Genomic DNA, 17,624 nt, shown 5'->3' on the forward strand with positions numbered 1-17,624 from the left:
CGCCACCCGAAGGTGGCGCGTTTTTTTGGTTCCTGTGCCACAATGGGCGGGGTGGAAATCTACCTGGGCACCGGCGGCTACACCAACGAGGACTGGGTGGGCCTTTTGTATCCGCTCGAGGCCAAAAAAGACCAGTGGCTCTCGATCTACGCCCGCCAATTCAACGCCGTGGAGCTAAACGCCTCGTTCTATCACATTCCCGGCCTCAAAGCCTTTGCCGGAATGCTAAAGCGCAGCCAAGGGCGGGTGCACTGGGCGGTCAAGATACACCAGAGCATGACCCACGAGCGCAAGGCCAGCGACGAGGATTACCGGCGGCTTTTTGAGTCGGTGGCCCCCCTGCGGGAGGCCGGGGTGCTGGGGCCATTTCTGGCCCAGTTTCCCCAGAGCTTCCACCGCACCCCCGAGAACCGCCGGTATTTGGCGGCCCTGGCCCAGCGTTTCGCCGACAAAACCCTGGCCCCCGGCGGGCTGGCGGTGGAGTTTCGCCATGCCTCCTGGGACCTCGAGGAGGTGCGCGAAGCCTTCAGGAAAGCCGGGCTGATCTGGGTCAGCACCGACTACCCGCCCCTGCCCGGCCTGCCCAAAAACCAGCTCCACATCACCGGCGAGATCGCCTACATAAGGCTCTCGGGGCGCAACAAGGAAAAGTGGTACGAGGGCAAAGACCAGGCCGAACGGCACGACTACCGCTACAGCGAGGAAGAGCTGCGCTTCTGGGTGCGCTCCCTGCAGGCCGCTTTGGAGCACGAAACCCTCACCCAGGTCTGGTTCATCTTCAACAACACCACCAAAGGCCATGCCCTGGTCAACCTGGAGATGCTCAAGCGGTTGCTGGAGGAGGCCGGGCTACCTGGCTAGCTGGGGCCGGGCCAGGAAAAACAAAAGCGCCAGAGCGATCAGCATGGCGGAAAACACATACGGGTAGGCCGGGGAAAGACCATACAAAGAGGTGCCCACCACCGGCCCCAGCATGCGCCCCAGGGCCTGGGCTGCGCTGGATAAACCCGCCACCACACCCTGTTCATCGTCGGAGACGGCCAGGGACTGGGCAGCGGTCAGGCCCGGACTGGCCATGGAGCCCAACCCCAGCAACACCAACGAGGCCGTGAGCCAGCCGAAGCTGGGGGCAAACACCAGGCCCAGGTAACCCAGCAGCAGCAGTGCCAGTCCAAAGCCCAACAGCACCCTGGGCGGCCACCTGACCACGCGCACCCAGAAACCCTGCACCAGTACCCCCACAATGCCAAAAATCACCAGGGCCAGGCCGACGGTCTGGGCCGTCTGGGCCGGGTTCAGGGCCAGGCGATCCTGATACAAGAACGCCACGGTCTGCTCCATGGCAATGGAGGCCAGGTTGATGCTCAAGCCAATGAGGAGCAACGGCAGGATGCGGGGATCGGCCCAGGAGAGGCTGGGAGGGGTTGGGGCGCGCTCGAGCGGCCGGCGCGACTCAGGCAAGGCCAGCCCGACAAAAAGCGCGTTCAGTAAGGCCAGGGTGGCCGAAAAAACCACCGGCACCAGCAGCCCAAAGTGCGCCAAGCCCGCCCCGATGGCCGGGCCAAAAATCACCCCAAGGCCAAAAGCAGCCCCCAGGATAGCAAAGTTCTGGGTGCGCTGTTCGCGCGGGGTGATGTCGGCCAGATAGGCCTGGGCAGTGGGCAGGGTAGCCGAAGAAAACGCACCCCCCAACAGCCTGGAGAAGAGCAGGCATCCAAACAACCCCCAACCCGAGAGCACCTGCTGATAGCCCAGCCAGGCGAACAGTGCAAACAAGAAAAAACTGGCCGCAAAACCCAGAATGCCCATCAACAAGATGGGCTTGCGCCCCACCACCTCGCTGCGTCGCCCCCAGTGGGCCGCCAGGATGAACTGCATCAGGGCGTAGCCAGTGGAAAACAACCCCACCTGCAGCTCACTTAGACCCAGCTCGCGCGACAGGGGCCCCAGGATGGGAAATAAAACCGACAGGCCCAGAATGCTGTTGAACAGGGTAAGGAATAACAACGATAGCGGTTTCACCGCCCAACAGTTTATCGCCTGAGCCACCCGATCGAAAAAGGCACCTATTGAACGTAGGTCAACCAGGCCTGGTATTTGGGGTTTTTGCCGTGCACCACATCCATGTAGGCAGCCCTGATCTTCATGGTGTGCTCACCGGCCCGGCCCGTACCAATGGCCCGGTGATCCAGGTAGGAGACGGGGGTAACCTCGGCGGCCGTGCCGACCATGAAGACCTCGTCGGCCATGTAGAGCTGGTCGCGGGTGGCCCGCACCTCGCGCACCTCGTAGCCCAGGTCGCGGGCAATGGTGATGATCGAGTCGCGGGTGATCCCCATCAGGTTAACCGAGTGCTCCACCGCGTACAGCACACCATTGCGGAAAAAGAAGATGTTTTCCCCCGACCCCTCGGCCACAAAGCCTTCCTTGTCGAGCAGGAGGGCTTCGTCGGCCCCCGCCTGCTGGGCCTCCACACGGGCCAGGGCGCTGTTGACGTAGTTACCCCCCACCTTGGCCTTGCCGGGCATCACGTTGGCCGGGAAGCGAGCCCAGGACGAGGTAATGAGCCGGGCCCCTTTGCGCACGGCCTCCTCACCCAGGTAGGTGCCCCATTCCCAGGCTGCAATCATCACCTCGGCGGGGTTGTTGGGCAGGGGGTTCACCCCCAGGGTGTGGGCCCCCATCCAGGCCAGGGGGCGGATGTAGCAGCTTTTATAACCGTTGGCCCGGACGACCTCCTGGATGGCCTGGTTGATCTGCTCGGGGCTAAAGGGCAGCTCGAACATCATGACCTTGGCGCTGTGAAAAAAGCGCTCGGTGTGTTCTTGCAGGCGGAAAATGGCCGGGCCCCGGGAGGTCTCATAAGCCCGGATACCCTCAAACACGCTGGTGCCGTAATGCAAGGCGTGAGTCAGTACCGAGACTTTGGCCTCTTCCTGGGGCACCATCTGCCCGTTGAACCAGATGAGCCCAGCCTTCATTTTGCTATCGCCACCAACGCTTTTGGTTTTGGTCTCGGTTGCCATGTTTCCTCCAAGGGTAAACGCGGTTCATTTGCTGTGCATCCCTCGCGGCAGGCCAGGGAAGCGCTGCGGACTCCAATATCATACTTCTTTGAGCAACGAGCCCAGGGTATCCGGTAGCAGGTGGCGGTAACTTCGAACCTCTTGTTCACCGGTGCGAAGCTGCAGGTAACGTCGGGCGGTGTCTTGCAGGATGGGCATCAGTTCGGGCTGCTGGATTACCTGGGGTAGCAGGTCGCGTAGCTGGGCCTCGAGCCTCTGTTGGGCCAGGTAGCGAGCGGCCTGTAAGGGCTCGCCCTCGAGGCGGTTCTTTAGCGGGAAGCGTGTCAGTCGCGCCGCCTCACGTTGCACAGTAGGCGTATCCAGCAGCTTCTGGCATGGCCTGCAGGGATGCACCGGACTGGGCGTACCGCAGATGGGGCATGGTGGATGGGGGCTGCTCTTTTGCCTTTGCAGTATGGCCCTTCCGGCCCGCAGAATCACCCCCTGCAGGTCTTGCGGGGAGCGCCCGGCCAGCTCCTGCAACCGGGCCTCTTCTTCGGGGTTTAGCTTGGGTAGGGCTTTTGGCCTTTCCTGGGGCCTGGCCTTTTTCTCAGCGCCTACCAGGAAGCGCAGTTCCCGCACCAGCCCGGGCTGCTTTTCCTGGTAGCGCCTCAGAAACTCCTCCCGCAGATAGGTAAGCTGGTGGGCCACCACCGCATCGACCACCCGCACGAACAACACCCCGTCTTCCAGGCGGTCGGCCTCGGTGAGCTCGCTCAGGGCCGGCCCGGCAATCTCGGGCCACAACGCCAGGGCCTGGCCCCGCCGAACCCCGCTGACCAGCCCCTTTTGGCGCAAAATCTGGGCAACAATCTCGGCAGATGATCGAGGCTTGGACATTCCTTCTACAGGCTAGGCAAAAGCCCCTCCCTTGGCTACTACCCGGCCCACCAATGGGCCGGACTGGGGTATGGTAACAGCGTGGAGCTCAGCCCCCAGTCCTGGATTGTGGCCCTGCTGGCGGCCTGGCTGGTGGGTGCTTCTAAAGCTGGGTTATCAGGTGCAGTAACCATTGCCGTGGTTCTGTTTGCCAGCATTATCCCGGCCCGCGAGGCCACCGGCGCTTTGCTACCGGTGCTGATCTGCGCCGACTTTATCGCTGTCGGCATGCTGCGCAACAACGTGCGCTGGCAGGCGCTCATGCGAATTTTCCCCTGGACAGCGGTGGGAGTGGGCCTGGGCACATGGATGCTCTACTTTAGCAACGACACCCAGGTACAGCGGGTGATCGGGGCCATTGTGGCTGGCATGACCCTGTATCAGCTATACCGCAAGGCCCGCAACCTAGACAAGGTGACGGTCTCCAAACACCCCGCCTTTGCACCCAGTATGGGCGTGGCAGCAGGTTTTACCACCATGGTGGCCAATGCAGCCGGGCCCTTTGTGCTCATCTATATGCTGGCTATGCGGATGGGGAAGCTCGAGGTGGTGGGCAGCATCGCCTGGTACTTTTTGGTGGTCAATCTCTTCAAAGTGCCTTTCGCGGTGGGACTGGGCCTCATCACCTGGGAGTCGCTTGCCTTCAACCTGTGGCTAACCCCTGCGGTGGTGTTGGGGGCGGTGGCAGGCCGCCGGCTTCTAAACCGCATCTCGCAAAACACCTTCGAGTGGATGGCCCTCGTGCTGGCCTTGCTGGGGGGCCTTCGGCTGCTCCTGGCCTAGGGGATCCTTTCATACGCATTTCATACCGGATTCAAAAAGATAGTCATCCAAAGTAAAAACCTCCAGAGGCTATCTTTTTGAATCCTAGAGCACTCCCTTCGGTCGGGTTAGTTCGCCACCATTCGGTGACGAACTAACCGAATCTGGTATCACTCCCTCACCACCAGGCGTAGCCCGGGGTGAAGGATACAGGCCAAACTTCTATCAGCGTTGGCCTTTATTTTTTTGGGGTTTCTTCTGGGTTTTCCTGCTGGTAGCCGGCAGGGGCCTGGCCCAGACCCGCCGCAGCCAGAACAAACCCCAGACCGAGGCCAGACCCAACCCCAGCGCAACAGCAAAGGTTGCAACCGCCACGCGCAGCCAGGAGGGGTGCAGGCGCTCGCCCGAAGGCAGGGTCACAGGCCCGCTCGAGGTCGCCAAAACTTCGGCGTAGGGTAACAGGCGCACCAACACAAAGCCCATAAACGCCGCCACAATGCCAGCCAGAATGGCCAGCCCCAGCAACAGGGCCCAGGCCAGCCCACGCTGGGCCTCCCGAATCGATTCAGCCTCTGCTTCCTTTCTGTGCATTACGAACCCCACACCCCGGCTTCAATCTCGATCACGGCCCCGGTGCCGGGGGTTTCCAGGCCGGCCAGGATGGCCTGCGGCAGGCTCTGGGCATAAGCCAGCAAGGCCCCCCGCCGGCGGTTGTCCAGCTCGCTATGCCATTCGTCTACCAAGAGCAGTGGGGCCTCCTCGTAGTGCTGCCAGAGGAGGCGGTGTTCGGCCAGGCGGAGGGCCAGGGCAATGCTACGGCACTCGCCCCGGCTACCAAAGCGGGCGGCCTCGCGCCCCTCCAGCAGAATCACAAGATCGTCGCGGTGGGGCCCCACGCTGGTGGCCCCGCGCTGGAGATCGTCTTGCAGGTTATCCTCCAGGGCCTGTAAAAAGCCATCGGGGTCGGTGGTCTCAGACAGCTCCAAGCTCAACTCACCCGGTGCCAGCTCGCGGTAGGCCTCGCGGGCCAGGGGGGTGAGCTTGGCCAGCATCCGGCGGCGCAGGCTGAGAATCTCCCCCCCGTACTTGACCAGTTGGTGGTTCCAGATGCTGAGGGTGGTCTGGATCCCGCCGGAGCGGCCCTCCCTGCGAAAACCGCTCTTCAAAACAGCATTGCGCTGCTGTAAAGCCCGGTTGTACTGGCTGAGCATCGAACGGTAGCGGGCCGAGAAGCGCGAGAGCAGCACATCCAAAAACCGGCGGCGCTCCTCCGGGGGGCCCAGCACCAGCTCGAGGTCGTCGGGGCCCAAGAGCACCGCACCGGGCAGCTGGGCCAGCTCGCGCAGCGAGGCCGGGGCCTCGTTGAGCCGGTGTTCACGCCCTTCGCGGCTCAGCTTTACCTCCAGGCGGCTGCTGCCGAACTGGGTCTCGATCTCGGCATGGAGCCAGGCCTCTCCCTGGCCGAAGGCGATGCGCTCGGCCAGGCCGTTGCGCAGCTCGCCCCCCAGGGCCAGCTCGATGGCCTCGAGCAGGTTGGTCTTACCCTGGGCATTCCCCCCCACCACCGTGGTCAGGCCCGGCCCCGGGGCAAAAACCGGGGTGGAGAGGTTTCTAAAATTCTTTTGCCGCAAGCGCACCAGCCGCACGGGGTATAGGCTAAAGGCCACAGGCCCCAGGCTCAAGGGCCAAAGGCGCATTTACAACTCGTCAACCCCCACAGGGTGGCGTATGCTGGCGCTCATGAGTCCCGAACTGCTCGCGGTTTCTTTTGCGCTACTTTCCGCCATTTCCTGGGGTGCAGGCGACTTTAGCGGAGGGGTGGCGGCCCGCCGGCTCAACCCCTACCTGATTGCTTTGCTGGTGCACGCCACCGGCTTGTTGCTTTTTACTCTGCTGGCCTTGCTGCGTGGGGAGGCTTTCCAGCCCAGCGACATCCCCTGGAGCGTGGGCGCAGGGCTGGCGGGCTGTGTGGGGCTGGTGTTCCTGTACCGGGCTTTCGAGGCCGGGCAGATGGGGCTGGCGGCCCCCATGGCCGGGGTGGTGGGGGCCGGGCTGGCGGCCCTGGTGGGGTTTGTGCTCGAGGGCCATCCCACCCCATCCCAGCTCCTGGGCTTTGGGGTGGGTTTGCTGGGCGTCTGGCTGGCGGCGCGCCCCGACGGCGCTTCTGGCCCCTCGAGGGGGCTCGTCTACGCTTTTTTGGCGGGTCTGGGGTTTGGGGGCTATTTCACCCTAATTCATCAGGTGGAAGGCCTGTTCTGGCCCTCGGCCCTGGCCAAACTCACCGCCACCACCCTGATGCTCTGGCTGGTGGGCGGGCTGGGTCTTTTGCAGCGGACAGCCGGTCTTACTGCCAGCCTGGGCCTGGTGGGCCTGGCCGGGATTCTGGACGCCGGGGGCAACCTGCTCTTTCTGGTCGCGGCCCAGACCGGGCGGCTGGACGTGGCCGCCGTGATCTCCTCGCTATACCCCGCCTTTACCACTCTGCTGGCCTGGGCCCTGCTACGAGAACGGCTGAGCCAGGGACAGGTGATGGGGGTGCTGCTTTCGCTGATAGCCATCGCCCTCATCGCCTCCGGTTAGCCGGGCTTGCAACGGGCCGTGTGCTCGCTAAAGCTTCAAGCCGTACTCGTAGCCCCAGGAGAAGGTCTGCAAGCGCGCAAACCCCATCCGCTCATAGAAGGCCACCGCACCCATGTTGCGCCGCCCCACCCCCAGGTGCACGCCCGGCACCCCTAGCTGGCGCAGGCGCTCCAGAAACACCTCCATCAGCCTGCGGCCCTGCCCCTGACCCTGGGCCCTGGGCAGCAGGTCGATGTGCAGGTGGGCCGGGTAGGTGTCGGCCAGGCTCGAGGGCACATAGCCTTTGTGAATCAGGCGGATCATGGCGGCATCCCTGGAGGTATCGGCCTCGAGCGGCAGGGGGTACTTTTCGCGCAGCGGCGGCAGCCACACCGCCTCCATCCAGGCTGCGAACTCGAGCGAGTCGCGGCAGCCCAGCACGTAGCCGCAGACCCCCTCGAGGTCGGTGAGCACGAAGGTCAGGTCGGGCTCGTGAACGGCATAGGGAGCGGCATAGAAATGCCCTAGCAGCGCGGGGTCATGGTACAGGCCGCTGGCATCGGCCCCGCTGTCGCCGGTCAGCAAGCAGATGCGATACAGCTCGGGCAGATCGGCGGGCCTATAGGGGCGGATGGTCATACCTTGCATCAGTCCTCCAGCAGTCCGATAAAGCTCTGCGGATCGGGGTCTATTTTGAGCCGGGCACCGCGCACCGGGGGCAGGTTCGCCATCAGGGCCTGGACTCGCTCTTCGCAGCTTTTGAGGAGCAGGTGAAACACGTACTGGCCCCGCAGGCGGGCCACGGGGGCCGGAGCTGGGCCCAGCAGCTCGCCCGGCTGGGCGCGGGCCTGGAGAACCCGGGCCAGCTGGTAGATGGCATCGCGGGCCACGGGCTCCTTGGCGTGTGCGACCTCGAGCTTCACCATCCGGCTGGCCGGGGGGTAGCCCAGGGCGCGGCGCAGGGCCAGCTCAACCTCCATAAAGCCCTGGGGACTGGCGGCCTGAAGCGCCCGGTGGGCGGCGTGCCCCGGTTCAAAGGTCTGCAACACCAAGAGCGGACGGCGGTGGGGGTGCAGGTCGGCCAGCTGCCACAAAAGCCGGTGGTAGCGTTCGGCCGCCCGAAAGTCGGACTCCAGCACGAAGCCATCGGCATAGGGCAGCAGCACCAGCGCCAGCTCCGGCAGCACCGGCCCCCGCAGTACGGCGGTGGTGCCCACCAGCACCCCCGGCTCGCCTGCCAGCAAAGGGCGCAGGTCGTCTTTGGCCTCGGCGGTGTAGCGGTAGCGGGGCAGGGTGGGCAGGTGCCGCCCCAGGGCCTCCAAAAGCCACTCCACCCCCGGCCCCCTGGGCTCGAAAACATCGGACTGGCAGCTAGGGCATAGCTCGGGGGCCTTCTCCTGGTGGCCGCACTGGTGGCATTGCAAGAGGCCCAGCCGCCCGCTTTTGTGGTAGCGCAGGGGCAGGGCACAGTGGGGGCACATGGCCTTCCAGTTGCACTGCTTACAGCGCAGCACCGCGCTATAGCCTCGCCGGGCCGAGAGCACAATGGCCTGGCGCTTTTTCTCCTGCACCTGCTGCAGCAGGGCAATGGCGGCGCCTGTAAGGGGCCAGCCCCGCTCCTGGCGCAGATCCAGCAGGTGCAGCCGCGGGCGGGGTGGGGGCAGCGTGTAGGCCGGCTCCTCCCAGACCTCCAGGCTGTTGACGCTCGAGCAGTAGTGGATGGGAATCCCCAGGCCCTGGGCCCGCAGCCGGGCCAGCCGGGGCACAAAGGCCCTCGAGCCCCCCGGAAGCTTGTAGGCCTCGGCGCCCTCCTCCACCACCACGATGCGTTCCCAGTCGAGCGGGAGCAAGAGGCCCTGATAGGTCGTCAGCACCCACCTGGCCGACCCTTGCGCGAGCTTTCCCCAGACCAAGCGGCGTTCCTCGGCTTTCATCTCGCCGTGTAAAACGGCGGCCCCGGGGAAGAAAGACTGGCATTTTTTGAGCAGCGAGACCTCGGGAAACAACACCAGGGCCGGGCCCTCTTGCACCAGGCCCATCAGAGCACGCAGGCGCTCCAGCAGCCGCCCCCCTTGCAGGCGCACCGGGGTGAAGGGCAGCGCCAGGGGCTCGAGCGCCCGCGTCGCAGTGGCTTCTGGAGCCGGCAGCACCTCCACAAACCCGATGTACCCCTTCTCAAGCAGGCCCTTCACCACCCCCACCCCCACCCCGGCGGCTCGAGCCAGCGCGGCCATGCTCTCCACCCGACGCAGGTCGCGCAGGGCATACCAGGCTGTCCGGGCCTTCTCGCCCACGCCCTCCGGGGGTTCGCGCAACACCACCAGGGCCTGGGCCGGGGTGCGCCGCTCGGCCACCTCCTCCTGCAAAACCCCAGCCTCGCGCAGAAAATCCAGCAGCTTGGGATCCAGGCCCTGGGCCTCCTGCCAGCCTTCGGCCAGGGCTTCCAGGCCCCCGGGCAGCACCGCCGGGTCGGCTCCGGGCAAAAGCCGCACCCGATGGGCAAGGGGGGGCTCGAGGAAGGGCAGCAGATCGTTGAGCAAAACGCCCACCGCACAAAAGCTGTCGCGGGCGGCGGCCAATAGAAACTCGAGGGCCGCAGGATTAAGCCAGGGCTGTGCATCGAGGTAGGCCAGGGCCTCACGCAAAGCAAAGGCCTTCTGGGGGGCTTCCTCGTAGCCAACCACCACCCCCACCCGCAGCTCACCGCGCCAGGGCACCACCACCCGGTAGCCCAGCACCTCCGCTCGAGGGTCGGTGTGCGGGGGCAGGTAGGTCATCGGCTCGAGCGGCAAGGGCAGGGCAACCTTCAAGACCTGCATCCCGCCCAGATTACCCGAAGGCCCCAGGCCGGTGGCACCCCTACATAGCAGATTCGGTTAGTTCGGCACCGGAGGGCCGCCAGCCCACCCCACCGATGGGGCAGGCTTTCTTCGCCGAGCGTAGCGAGGGGTGTGCTCTAAAGATAGCCTTGTGGTCTTTGCTCTGGATGAGCATCTTTCCGGTATCAATCCGCCCGGTCATCGTGCGACCACCCAAACTGCTAGGCCCTGGGCATCCCAGTAAGACTCTGCTGGGGCCGCCGGTGGCTTCGATACAGCAGCTCCTGGGCCTGGCGCAGGGCCTCCTCCAGGGTCAGGCCGTTGCAGGCCACCCAGACCACCCGGGCGTTGGCAAACCGCTGGCTCAGGCGCTCGGTCAGCTCGTGTCCGCTCACCAGTCCGATGTGCAGCCCGCAAAACAGGTGATCGTCCATGCGGTATAGCCCATCCCCCTGCCGCAGCGCTTCGCGCATAATCTGCCCCAACTCCTGCAGGAGCTGGAGGTTCTGGCCGGCCTCCGGGAGCAGCCAGTAGGAGAACAACAGCGGCTGGTCGCTGCGGCTGGCCAGGGCCTGGTAGCGTTCGTAGTCGACCTCGAGGGCCAGGCGGGTGCTCAGGCCCGTCTGGCGGTCGAAGAGGGCCACCTGGGATAGCTCCTGCTGGGTTGCCTCGAGGTTGCGCACAGCCTGGAAAAGCGCCACCCCCACCAACCCCCCCAGGGCCCACAGCGGCCACACCACCCAGTAAGGCCCCGACTCGGGATGGGGTAGCAGCGCCACCAAACCAATCAGGCTGCCCAGCATTACCCAGGGCCCCCCAAACAAGGCCAGCGCCGTCAGGCCCAGGGTGGCCAGGGTGGCGACCGCGTAGAGCATCACCTCATGATTCCAGCCGGGCACAACTGCCTCCGGCTGCTGCACCGCCCAGACCAGCAGCCCCAGGGTTGCCCCCAGGTGCGCAATGAGCGCCGGCTGCGGGTAGCGCTGGGTCAGCGAGAGTAGGATGGGGGTGGCACCAAGGTAGGCCAGGGCCGTCCACCGGGCTGTGTCGGTTCCCACTAAAAGCTGGGTTAGCGCCAGGGCCCCCCCTCCGAATACGGTCATACGCCAATACAGCCGGTGGAGCCAGGATCCAACCGGTTCGAGTCCCTGCGACATGGGGCTATTGTAGAAAAACCTCCGGGCTGGATGCCACAGGAATGAGCGTTAAAACGCAGACCGGCGTTACTTCCAGGCCCCCGCCCCGGCAGAACTGGATATGCTTTAGGCGTGGCCTGGGCCCTGATTCCATCGGGTGCGCTGCTCTACGTAGCGCTGTACGCGGTGGTGCCCATGCTCCCCGGCCTGGAACGCCTGTTTGGTACCCCGCCCGGCAGCGCCCACCTGGGCATCAGCCTGCCCTTTGTGCTGCTGGTGTTGCTCTCACCGCTGGTACCGCGCCTCCGCCTGCCAGCGGGCCTGGTGATGGGCGGTGGGCTGCTGGGGGTGGGTTTATTTGGTGTGCTGGCCGGGCTGGCACCCAGCCTGGAGGTCTGGACGCTCTGCCGAAGCCTGCAGGGGGCCTTCGCGGCGGCAGTTCCAGGGCTTTCACTGGCCCTGTTACCCCGGCTGTATCCCCGCAGGCATACCCAGATGGCCGGGTTCTGGGTGGCCGGCAATGTGCTGGGCGGGGGCCTGGGGCGGGGGCTGGGGGGGCTGTTTGCCGAGTGGTTTGGTGAGCGCTGGGCCATGGTCTTGCTGGCCCTTCCGGTGGCGGTCATCGCCTGGGTGGTGCTGCGCACCCGCGATCACCTGGCCCTGCCCGCACCCCAGTACACCCTGCGGGCCTGGCCCCTGTACACCCTGGGCTTTATTCTGCTGTTTCTGAACTTTTTTGTAGCCAACCTGCTGCCCTACCGCCTCGAGGCCCTGGGGCTATCGCAGGCCCAGATTGGGGGGATTTTTTTCGCCTATCTGGCCGGTATTCCCGGCAGTGCCCTGGCCGGCGCGCTGGTGCGGTGGCTGGGTGAGGTGCGGGCCTTCCGGCTGGCCTTTGGCGTGGTCACCCTGGGCCTGCTGCTCCAGCTGCCCGACCAGCCCCTGTGGATACTGATAGGTTTTGTGGCGATGATGGCGGGTATCTTCACCGCCCAGGCCATCGCCGGTGGGGCCTCGGGGCGGGGCGGGAGTGGGGTGAGCGGCACCTACGTAGCGGCGTTCTACCTGGGTGGGACGGTGGCAGGCCTGGTGTATCCACCCTTCATTGGGCAAAGCCCCTTGTGGGGCCTCGAGGTGGCCCTGGGGGTCTCGCTGCTGGCGGTGTTTTTAGCCGGGCGGGGGCTGCGCTAGGTCCGCTAGATAGGGGTTGCTGGCCCGCTCATGGGCGATGGTGGTGGTGGGGCCGTGCCCGGGGTAGACCACCGTCTCGGGCGGCAGCTGGGCGATCCGCTGGAGCGAGGCCCACAAGGCCTGGGGGTCGCTGCCCGGCAGGTCGTAGCGGCCAATGCCCCCCCGGAAGAGCACATCCCCGCTCAGCAGGTGGCCGGGCCGGTAGAAGCCCACGTGTCCCGGGGCGTGGCCGGGCAAAAACAGCACCTTTAGGCCCAGGCCAAAGTCCAGGGTCTGCCCTTCGGCCAGGGGCTCGACGGGCTCGGGCGGCTGGGGAATGGAGAGCCCCCAGCGGGCCGCGCTCAAAGCGGCGCTGCGGTAGAGCGGCAGGTCGGCCGGGTGCAGATAGACCGGTAGGTGCAAAGCTTCTACCAGCGGGGCCACCGCCCCCACGTGGTCGAAATGGGCATGGGTCAGCAGGATGGCCTCGGGGTTCAGCCCCACCCGCCGCACCTCGGCCAGAATGCGCCCGGGCTCGTCGCCGGGGTCTACGATGACCCCCCGCCCGTTTTCGGCCATCAGCAGATAGGTGTTTTCCTGCAAGGGGCCTACACTGAGAGCGTATACCTTCATAAGGAACGCTCCACCGGCAGGTCGGCCTCGGCCTCCCACTCCAGCATGCTGCCCAGGTAGTTGCGGGCCTCTACCCCCTGCTGCCGCAGCAGCCAGAAGGCGCTGGCGCTGCGGGCCCCACTGCGGCAGTGCACCCCTACCACCTGGCCGGGCAGAAGACCCAGGGCCCCGGCGTTGTCGGGGCCGAAGGCTCCCAGCGGGATGTTTTTGGCCCCTGGGATCCGGGCGGTGGCAAACTCGTGGGGCTCGCGCACGTCCAGCAAAGGATAGGGCAGCCCCGCCAGGATCTCGTCGGCAGTGAGCAGGATCCCGCGGTTGAGCCGGGCCCAGGGTTCACCGGCCACCGGCTGGGCCGGGGCCTGCTGGGTGGCCCAGGGCTCCCATCCCTGCGGCCACAGGTAGACCTCGAGGCCCCCCAAAGCCAGCATAAAAGCGGTTTTGCTCAGGCGGGTGTTGAGCCCCATATCGTAGACCACCACCGGGCGGTGGGGGCCCGCCCCGATGCGGCCGTTGAGCTCGGCCAGGGCTTGCTCGAGCTGCTCCAGCTCTTCCTGGCTGCGCAAGCGCCCTCGGAAGCCCGACAGGTCGAGGTTAATGGCCCCCTCGAGGTGGCCCTGGGCGTACTCGGCCGGGGAACGGCTGTCGATCAGCAAGGCGTGGGCGGGGGGATCAGCAGAGATAATCATCCTTTCAGATTGTACCGGGCGCACCCCCTGTTTATGCTGATAAAGATGAACCTGCGCGTGGATGTTTTCTCCGGTTCCGAGCTGGCCCCCTTCATCCCCGAGCTGGCCCGCCTGCGCATGGCGGTGTTTCGGGAGTGGCCCTATCTCTACGAGGGGAGCCTCGAGTATGAGACGCACTACCTGGCCAAGTTTCTCAATCTTCCCGAGAGCACCCTGGTGGTGGTGCGGGACGGCGAGCGGGTGGTGGGGGCCTCCACCGCCCTGCCCCTCGCCCAGGCCGAGGCCGAGTTCCAGGAGCCCTTCATACAGGCCGGGCTGGATCCCCAGGACTGGTACTACTTCGGAGAATCGGTGCTGGAGCCGGCCTACCGGGGCCGGGGGCTGGGGGTGGCCTTTTTTCAGCACCGGGAGGCCCGGGCCCTCGAGCTCGGCTACCGCCGGGCCACCTTCTGCGCCGTCGAGCGCCCCGCCGAGCACCCCCTCAAGCCGGCCGATTACGTGCCGCTGGATGCCTTCTGGCAGCGGCGGGGGTTCACCAAGCGCCCCGATCTGGTCTGCCAGTTCACCTGGCGCGACCTCGGCCAGCCCCAGGAAACCCCCAAGCCCATGGTCTTCTGGATGAAGCAGCTCTAATGCAAACCGCATGAATTGGCAACCGTTTCACATTCGGGTTTTTGAATAATATCCCGTCCCAAACGAATAAAACCTATACCCTCCGCTGGGAAACACCCAGATACCCACAGAGTTATCCACAGGCCAGACCGGGTTATCCACAGAGTTATCCACAGGCCCGTCCTTTGCATGAGGAAAAGATGAGGCAAAGCCCAAGGGCTGCCTGAATTTTCCTGGGCCTTCCTTTCACTTGCTTTATAAGCGCGGCCTATAGCATGATGGGTATACGGGTTGTTTATGCCAGGATCGGATGCCATTCGCATTGAGCCGAGGCCGTTTTTGCGCTTCGTGGCGGGCCTTCTGAATCGATGCCCCCTCTGGGTGGCCTCGCCAACCCCCGACCAGAACCATCTTCTGGCCCGATCGCCCCTAGGAACCCGGTATGTCTTCCAGGCATTCTCCCACCTTTCCGGTCTGGACAGCGCCTTGCAAGACGCACTGAGCGCCAAGCGAACCCACCAGGCCGAAGGCGTGGTGCTAATTCTGCTCGACCAGCCCCAGGGCGCTTCGTTCGGCGAGCTGGCCCAGGCCCACGGGGTGCAGCTATGGACCCTGGCCGACGTGGACTATCTGGTGATGGCCGCCGACCTCGAGTCCAACGCCCCCCTGGCCCACCTGGGCCTCCACACACAGCCGACCAACGCCACCATCGCCCCCCCACCCGCCCCCACTGCCCGGGCCGAGCGGGGCCTTTAGCGCCACTGACCCGCCCGGCTTGTGGTATAAGCTGTGGGTATGAGTCAGCAGCGCGTGCAAACCGATCAAGCCCCTCAGGCCATCGGCCCCTACAGCCAGGCCATCGTGGCCGGCGGGATGGTGTTTTGCTCAGGCCAGATTCCCCTCACCCCTTCCGGTGAGCTGGTTGCGGGGGATGTGGAGGCCCAGACCCATCAGGTGATGAAAAACTTAGGGGCGGTGCTCGAGGCCGCCGGAAGCTCTTTTGAGAAGATCGTGCAGACCACCTGCTACCTGGCCGATATGAACGACTTTCCGGCCTTCAACAAGGTGTATGCCGAGTACGTGCGCGAGCCCTTCCCGGCCCGGGCCACCGTGCAGGTAGCCCGCCTGCCCCGCGACGTGAAGGTGGAGGTCGCCTGCATCGCCCTTCTCTAAAGGCCCGCCCATGAATCTCTACGAACGCTTTCTGGCCCAGGACGTGCGGGCGCTGGCCCGGGCCATCACCCTGGTGGAGTCGGGCTACCCCGAGGGGCAGGCCCTGCTGCGGCAACTGCGCGGGCGCGGCCAGGCCAAGGTGGTGGGCCTGACCGGCAGCCCCGGGGCCGGCAAAAGCACCCTCACCGACCGCCTGATCGAGGAGGCCCGAAGGCGGGGCGAGCGGGTGGCGGTGCTGGCGGTGGACCCCAGCAGTCCCTTCACCGGGGGGGCCATCCTGGGCGACCGCATCCGCATGATGCGCCACCACCAGGATCCGCAGGTCTACATCCGCTCGCTGGCCAGCCGGGGGGCCTTGGGCGGGCTGGCCGGGGCCACCGTGGCCAGCCTGGCCCTTCTGGAGGCCTTTGGCTTCGAGCGCATCTTCGTGGAAACGGTGGGGGTGGGGCAGAGCGAGGTGGACATCGCCCGCGTGGCCGACACCACCGTGCTGATCCTGACCCCGGCCGCCGGCGACGCGGTGCAGGCCTTCAAAGCCGGGGTGATGGAGATTGCCGACGTGTTCGTGGTCAACAAGTTCGACCTGCCGGGTGGCGAGCGCATCGTGCAGGAGCTAAAAACCACCCTGGAGCTGGCCGCCCCCCGCCCGGCGGGCTGGAAGCCGCCCGTACTCACCGCCATCGCCCCCAAGGCCGAGGGGGTTCCGGAGCTCTTCGAGGCCCTCGAGGCCCATTACCAGCACCTGCAAGCGCACAACCTGCTCGAGGCCGACCGCCTCGAGCGCGCCCGCTTCGAGGTGGAGAGCGTAATCCAGGAGTGGGGCCGCCGCAGAACCCGCGAGGGCCAGGCCCTCATCGCCCGGGTGGCCCGGGGCGAGCTCACCCCCGAGGAGGCCGCCCTACAGCTGCTAAGCGGGCCCCTGGGCATCCAGGTCTAGGCTGCGCATAAAGGCCCCTATCCGCTGAGCCGCCCGGCGCAGCACCGCCTCGGGCTGCACCAGGGCAAAGCGCACATACCCCACCCCTCCCGGCCCAAAGGCCCGCCCCGGCGCAAGGGCCACCCCGGTCTGGGCCACCAGGGCCTTGGCAAAGGCCAGGTCGTCCAGGGACAGGCTGGAAGGCAGCCGGGCCCACAGATACATCCCGGCCTCGGGCAGCGGCACCGCCCAGCCCTGCTGGGCCAGGGCCTCCACCATGGCTGCCCGGCGGCGGGCCCAGGTCTGGGCGTCGGCCTGCAGGCGCTCTTGGGGTATGGACAAGGCGGCCACCCCCATGCGCTGGATGCCCAGGTACTGGTTGAAGTCGATGGGGGCCTTGAGGGCCTCCAGGCTGGCGATGGCCTCGGCGTTGCCCAGGGCAAAACCCAGCCGGAAACCGGCCAGGTGGTAGCTTTTGGAAAAACTAAAAAGCTCCACCACCCGCTCCCGTCCCCCCGGTAAGGCCAGGGGCGAGGGGGTGGGTTTCAGGGCCTGGTCGAGGTAGGGGTTGTCGTGGATGAGGAGCAGGTCGTAGCGCCGGCAGAACTCGAGGGCCTCGGCAAAAAATTCCTCCGAGGCCAAAGCCGCGGTGGGGTTGTTGGGGTAGTTGAGCAAGAGCGCCCTGGCCCGCCGGGCCACCGCCTCCGGCACCGCCCCCAGCTCGGGCAGCAGGTGCTCGCCCAGGGGCATCAGGTGAACCTCGAGGCCCGCCACCTTGGCCGCTCCGAAATAGGAGGGGTAGGCCACATCGCACATCAGCAGGACATCGCCGGGGTCGGCCACAGCCATCAGCAGATGGGCCAGCCCCTCCTGCGAGCCGATCAGGCTCAGGGCCTCGCGCCGGGGGTCGAGCCGCACCCCGTAGCGCCGGAAGTACCACTCGGTGGCGGCCTCGAGGAAGGGCAGGGTGCCCGACTTGAGGCAGTAGCCGTAGCTCGAGGGGTCGTCTATGGCCTGTTTGAGGGCCTCCAGGGCCTCTGGGGGCGGGGGCAGGTCGGACGCCCCAATCGAGAGATCCACCACCTCGAGGCCCTGGGCGCGGGCCTCGGCCTTGGCCCTGTCCATCTCCAGAAAAACCCCTCCACCGGTGGGAGTGCGGCTCGAGCGAAACATATGGTCTACCATACCGCAAACCGCTCAGTGGTAACTCGAGT

General features: G+C 66.0%; 19 protein-coding genes. 8 read left to right on the plus strand and 11 right to left on the minus strand.

All coding sequences use genetic code 11. The features are described from left to right. Positions 1-51: 51 nt before the first annotated feature. A complete protein-coding gene (locus MTAI_RS13520; protein WP_027888926.1) occupies positions 52-861 on the plus strand; it encodes a DUF72 domain-containing protein in 810 nt (269 codons plus the stop codon). On the opposite strand, the gene MTAI_RS13525 is transcribed toward MTAI_RS13520, so the two are convergent. The 3 genes from MTAI_RS13525 to MTAI_RS13535 all read right to left on the minus strand — a co-directional run bounded on the left by MTAI_RS13525 (position 850) and on the right by MTAI_RS13535 (position 3,905). Then, complete coding sequence (locus MTAI_RS13525; RefSeq protein ID WP_027888927.1) at positions 850-2,022, minus strand: MFS transporter; 1,173 nt, start codon at positions 2,020-2,022, stop codon at positions 850-852. The two genes, MTAI_RS13520 and MTAI_RS13525, sit on opposite strands and share 12 nt — an antisense overlap. Before the next feature lie 44 nt (positions 2,023-2,066). Further along, positions 2,067-3,026: a branched-chain amino acid transaminase gene (locus MTAI_RS13530; protein WP_027888928.1), complete on the minus strand. Its 960-nt coding sequence runs from the start codon at positions 3,024-3,026 to the stop codon at positions 2,067-2,069. 78 nt (positions 3,027-3,104) lie between these two features. Then, complete coding sequence (locus tag MTAI_RS13535) at positions 3,105-3,905, minus strand: DciA family protein (protein ID WP_027888929.1); 801 nt, start codon at positions 3,903-3,905, stop codon at positions 3,105-3,107. Positions 3,906-3,986: 81 nt separating this feature from the next. On the opposite strand from MTAI_RS13535, the gene MTAI_RS13540 reads away from it, so the two are divergent. Then, a complete protein-coding gene (locus MTAI_RS13540; RefSeq protein ID WP_027888930.1) occupies positions 3,987-4,727 on the plus strand; it encodes a sulfite exporter TauE/SafE family protein in 741 nt (246 codons plus the stop codon). A gap of 204 nt (positions 4,728-4,931) precedes the next feature. Here the strand turns inward: MTAI_RS13540 and MTAI_RS13545 are convergent, their stop codons facing one another. Beyond that, positions 4,932-5,297 (minus strand): hypothetical protein, encoded by a 366-nt coding sequence (locus MTAI_RS13545; protein ID WP_036197668.1) that lies wholly within the window; start codon positions 5,295-5,297, stop codon positions 4,932-4,934. Beyond that, positions 5,297-6,352, minus strand: coding sequence for a DNA replication/repair protein RecF (gene recF, locus MTAI_RS13550; protein WP_027888991.1), 1,056 nt, complete (start codon positions 6,350-6,352; stop codon positions 5,297-5,299). Before recF ends, MTAI_RS13545 begins: the two co-directional genes overlap by 1 nt. Before the next feature lie 94 nt (positions 6,353-6,446). On the opposite strand from recF, the gene MTAI_RS13555 reads away from it, so the two are divergent. Beyond that, positions 6,447-7,286, plus strand: a complete 840-nt coding sequence (locus MTAI_RS13555) for a DMT family transporter (RefSeq protein WP_027888990.1) — start codon at positions 6,447-6,449, stop codon at positions 7,284-7,286. A 27-nt stretch (positions 7,287-7,313) separates the two neighbouring features. On the opposite strand, the gene MTAI_RS13560 is transcribed toward MTAI_RS13555, so the two are convergent. From MTAI_RS13560 to MTAI_RS13570, 3 genes are all read right to left on the minus strand, one after another. After that, positions 7,314-7,913, minus strand: a complete 600-nt coding sequence (locus MTAI_RS13560) for a GNAT family N-acetyltransferase (protein WP_027888989.1) — start codon at positions 7,911-7,913, stop codon at positions 7,314-7,316. Continuing rightward, the gene (locus MTAI_RS13565) at positions 7,913-10,084 is read right to left on the minus strand and encodes a primosomal protein N' family DNA-binding protein (protein ID WP_043983310.1); all 2,172 of its coding nucleotides are present in this window, start codon (positions 10,082-10,084) and stop codon (positions 7,913-7,915) included. The genes MTAI_RS13560 and MTAI_RS13565 overlap by 1 nt, the downstream gene beginning before the upstream one ends. 221 nt (positions 10,085-10,305) lie before the next feature. Further along, positions 10,306-11,241: a GGDEF domain-containing protein gene (locus tag MTAI_RS13570; protein ID WP_043983309.1), complete on the minus strand. Its 936-nt coding sequence runs from the start codon at positions 11,239-11,241 to the stop codon at positions 10,306-10,308. 111 nt (positions 11,242-11,352) lie between these two features. On the opposite strand from MTAI_RS13570, the gene MTAI_RS13575 reads away from it, so the two are divergent. Continuing rightward, complete coding sequence (locus MTAI_RS13575) at positions 11,353-12,411, plus strand: MFS transporter (protein ID WP_027888986.1); 1,059 nt, start codon at positions 11,353-11,355, stop codon at positions 12,409-12,411. Here the strand turns inward: MTAI_RS13575 and MTAI_RS13580 are convergent. Continuing rightward, positions 12,388-13,023 carry an MBL fold metallo-hydrolase gene (locus MTAI_RS13580; RefSeq protein WP_027888985.1) on the minus strand — a complete coding sequence of 212 codons (636 nt, stop codon included), beginning with the start codon at positions 13,021-13,023 and terminating at the stop codon, positions 12,388-12,390. The two genes, MTAI_RS13575 and MTAI_RS13580, sit on opposite strands and share 24 nt — an antisense overlap. Next, the gene (locus MTAI_RS13585; protein WP_027888984.1) at positions 13,020-13,709 is read right to left on the minus strand and encodes a sulfurtransferase; all 690 of its coding nucleotides are present in this window, start codon (positions 13,707-13,709) and stop codon (positions 13,020-13,022) included. Before MTAI_RS13585 ends, MTAI_RS13580 begins: the two co-directional genes overlap by 4 nt. A 45-nt stretch (positions 13,710-13,754) precedes the next feature. Between MTAI_RS13585 and MTAI_RS13590 the strand changes: the two genes are divergently transcribed. From MTAI_RS13590 to meaB, 4 genes are all read left to right on the plus strand, one after another. Beyond that, the gene (locus MTAI_RS13590; protein ID WP_036197673.1) at positions 13,755-14,342 is read left to right on the plus strand and encodes a GNAT family N-acetyltransferase; all 588 of its coding nucleotides are present in this window, start codon (positions 13,755-13,757) and stop codon (positions 14,340-14,342) included. A 276-nt stretch (positions 14,343-14,618) separates the two neighbouring features. Further along, positions 14,619-15,077 (plus strand): hypothetical protein, encoded by a 459-nt coding sequence (locus MTAI_RS13595; RefSeq protein ID WP_043983308.1) that lies wholly within the window; start codon positions 14,619-14,621, stop codon positions 15,075-15,077. Between the two features lie 39 nt (positions 15,078-15,116). Then, the gene (locus MTAI_RS13600) at positions 15,117-15,494 is read left to right on the plus strand and encodes a RidA family protein (RefSeq protein ID WP_027888981.1); all 378 of its coding nucleotides are present in this window, start codon (positions 15,117-15,119) and stop codon (positions 15,492-15,494) included. 10 nt (positions 15,495-15,504) lie between these two features. After that, positions 15,505-16,431 (plus strand): methylmalonyl Co-A mutase-associated GTPase MeaB, encoded by a 927-nt coding sequence (gene meaB / locus MTAI_RS13605; protein ID WP_027888980.1) that lies wholly within the window; start codon positions 15,505-15,507, stop codon positions 16,429-16,431. Here the strand turns inward: meaB and MTAI_RS13610 are convergent. Next, positions 16,402-17,583, minus strand: a complete 1,182-nt coding sequence (locus tag MTAI_RS13610; protein WP_187388559.1) for an aminotransferase class I/II-fold pyridoxal phosphate-dependent enzyme — start codon at positions 17,581-17,583, stop codon at positions 16,402-16,404. The two genes, meaB and MTAI_RS13610, sit on opposite strands and share 30 nt — an antisense overlap. Positions 17,584-17,624: the final 41 nt, after the last annotated feature.

The sequence above is a fragment of the Meiothermus taiwanensis WR-220 genome, from assembly GCF_003568585.1.
Taxonomy (GTDB): Bacteria; Deinococcota; Deinococci; order Deinococcales; family Thermaceae; genus Meiothermus; species Meiothermus taiwanensis.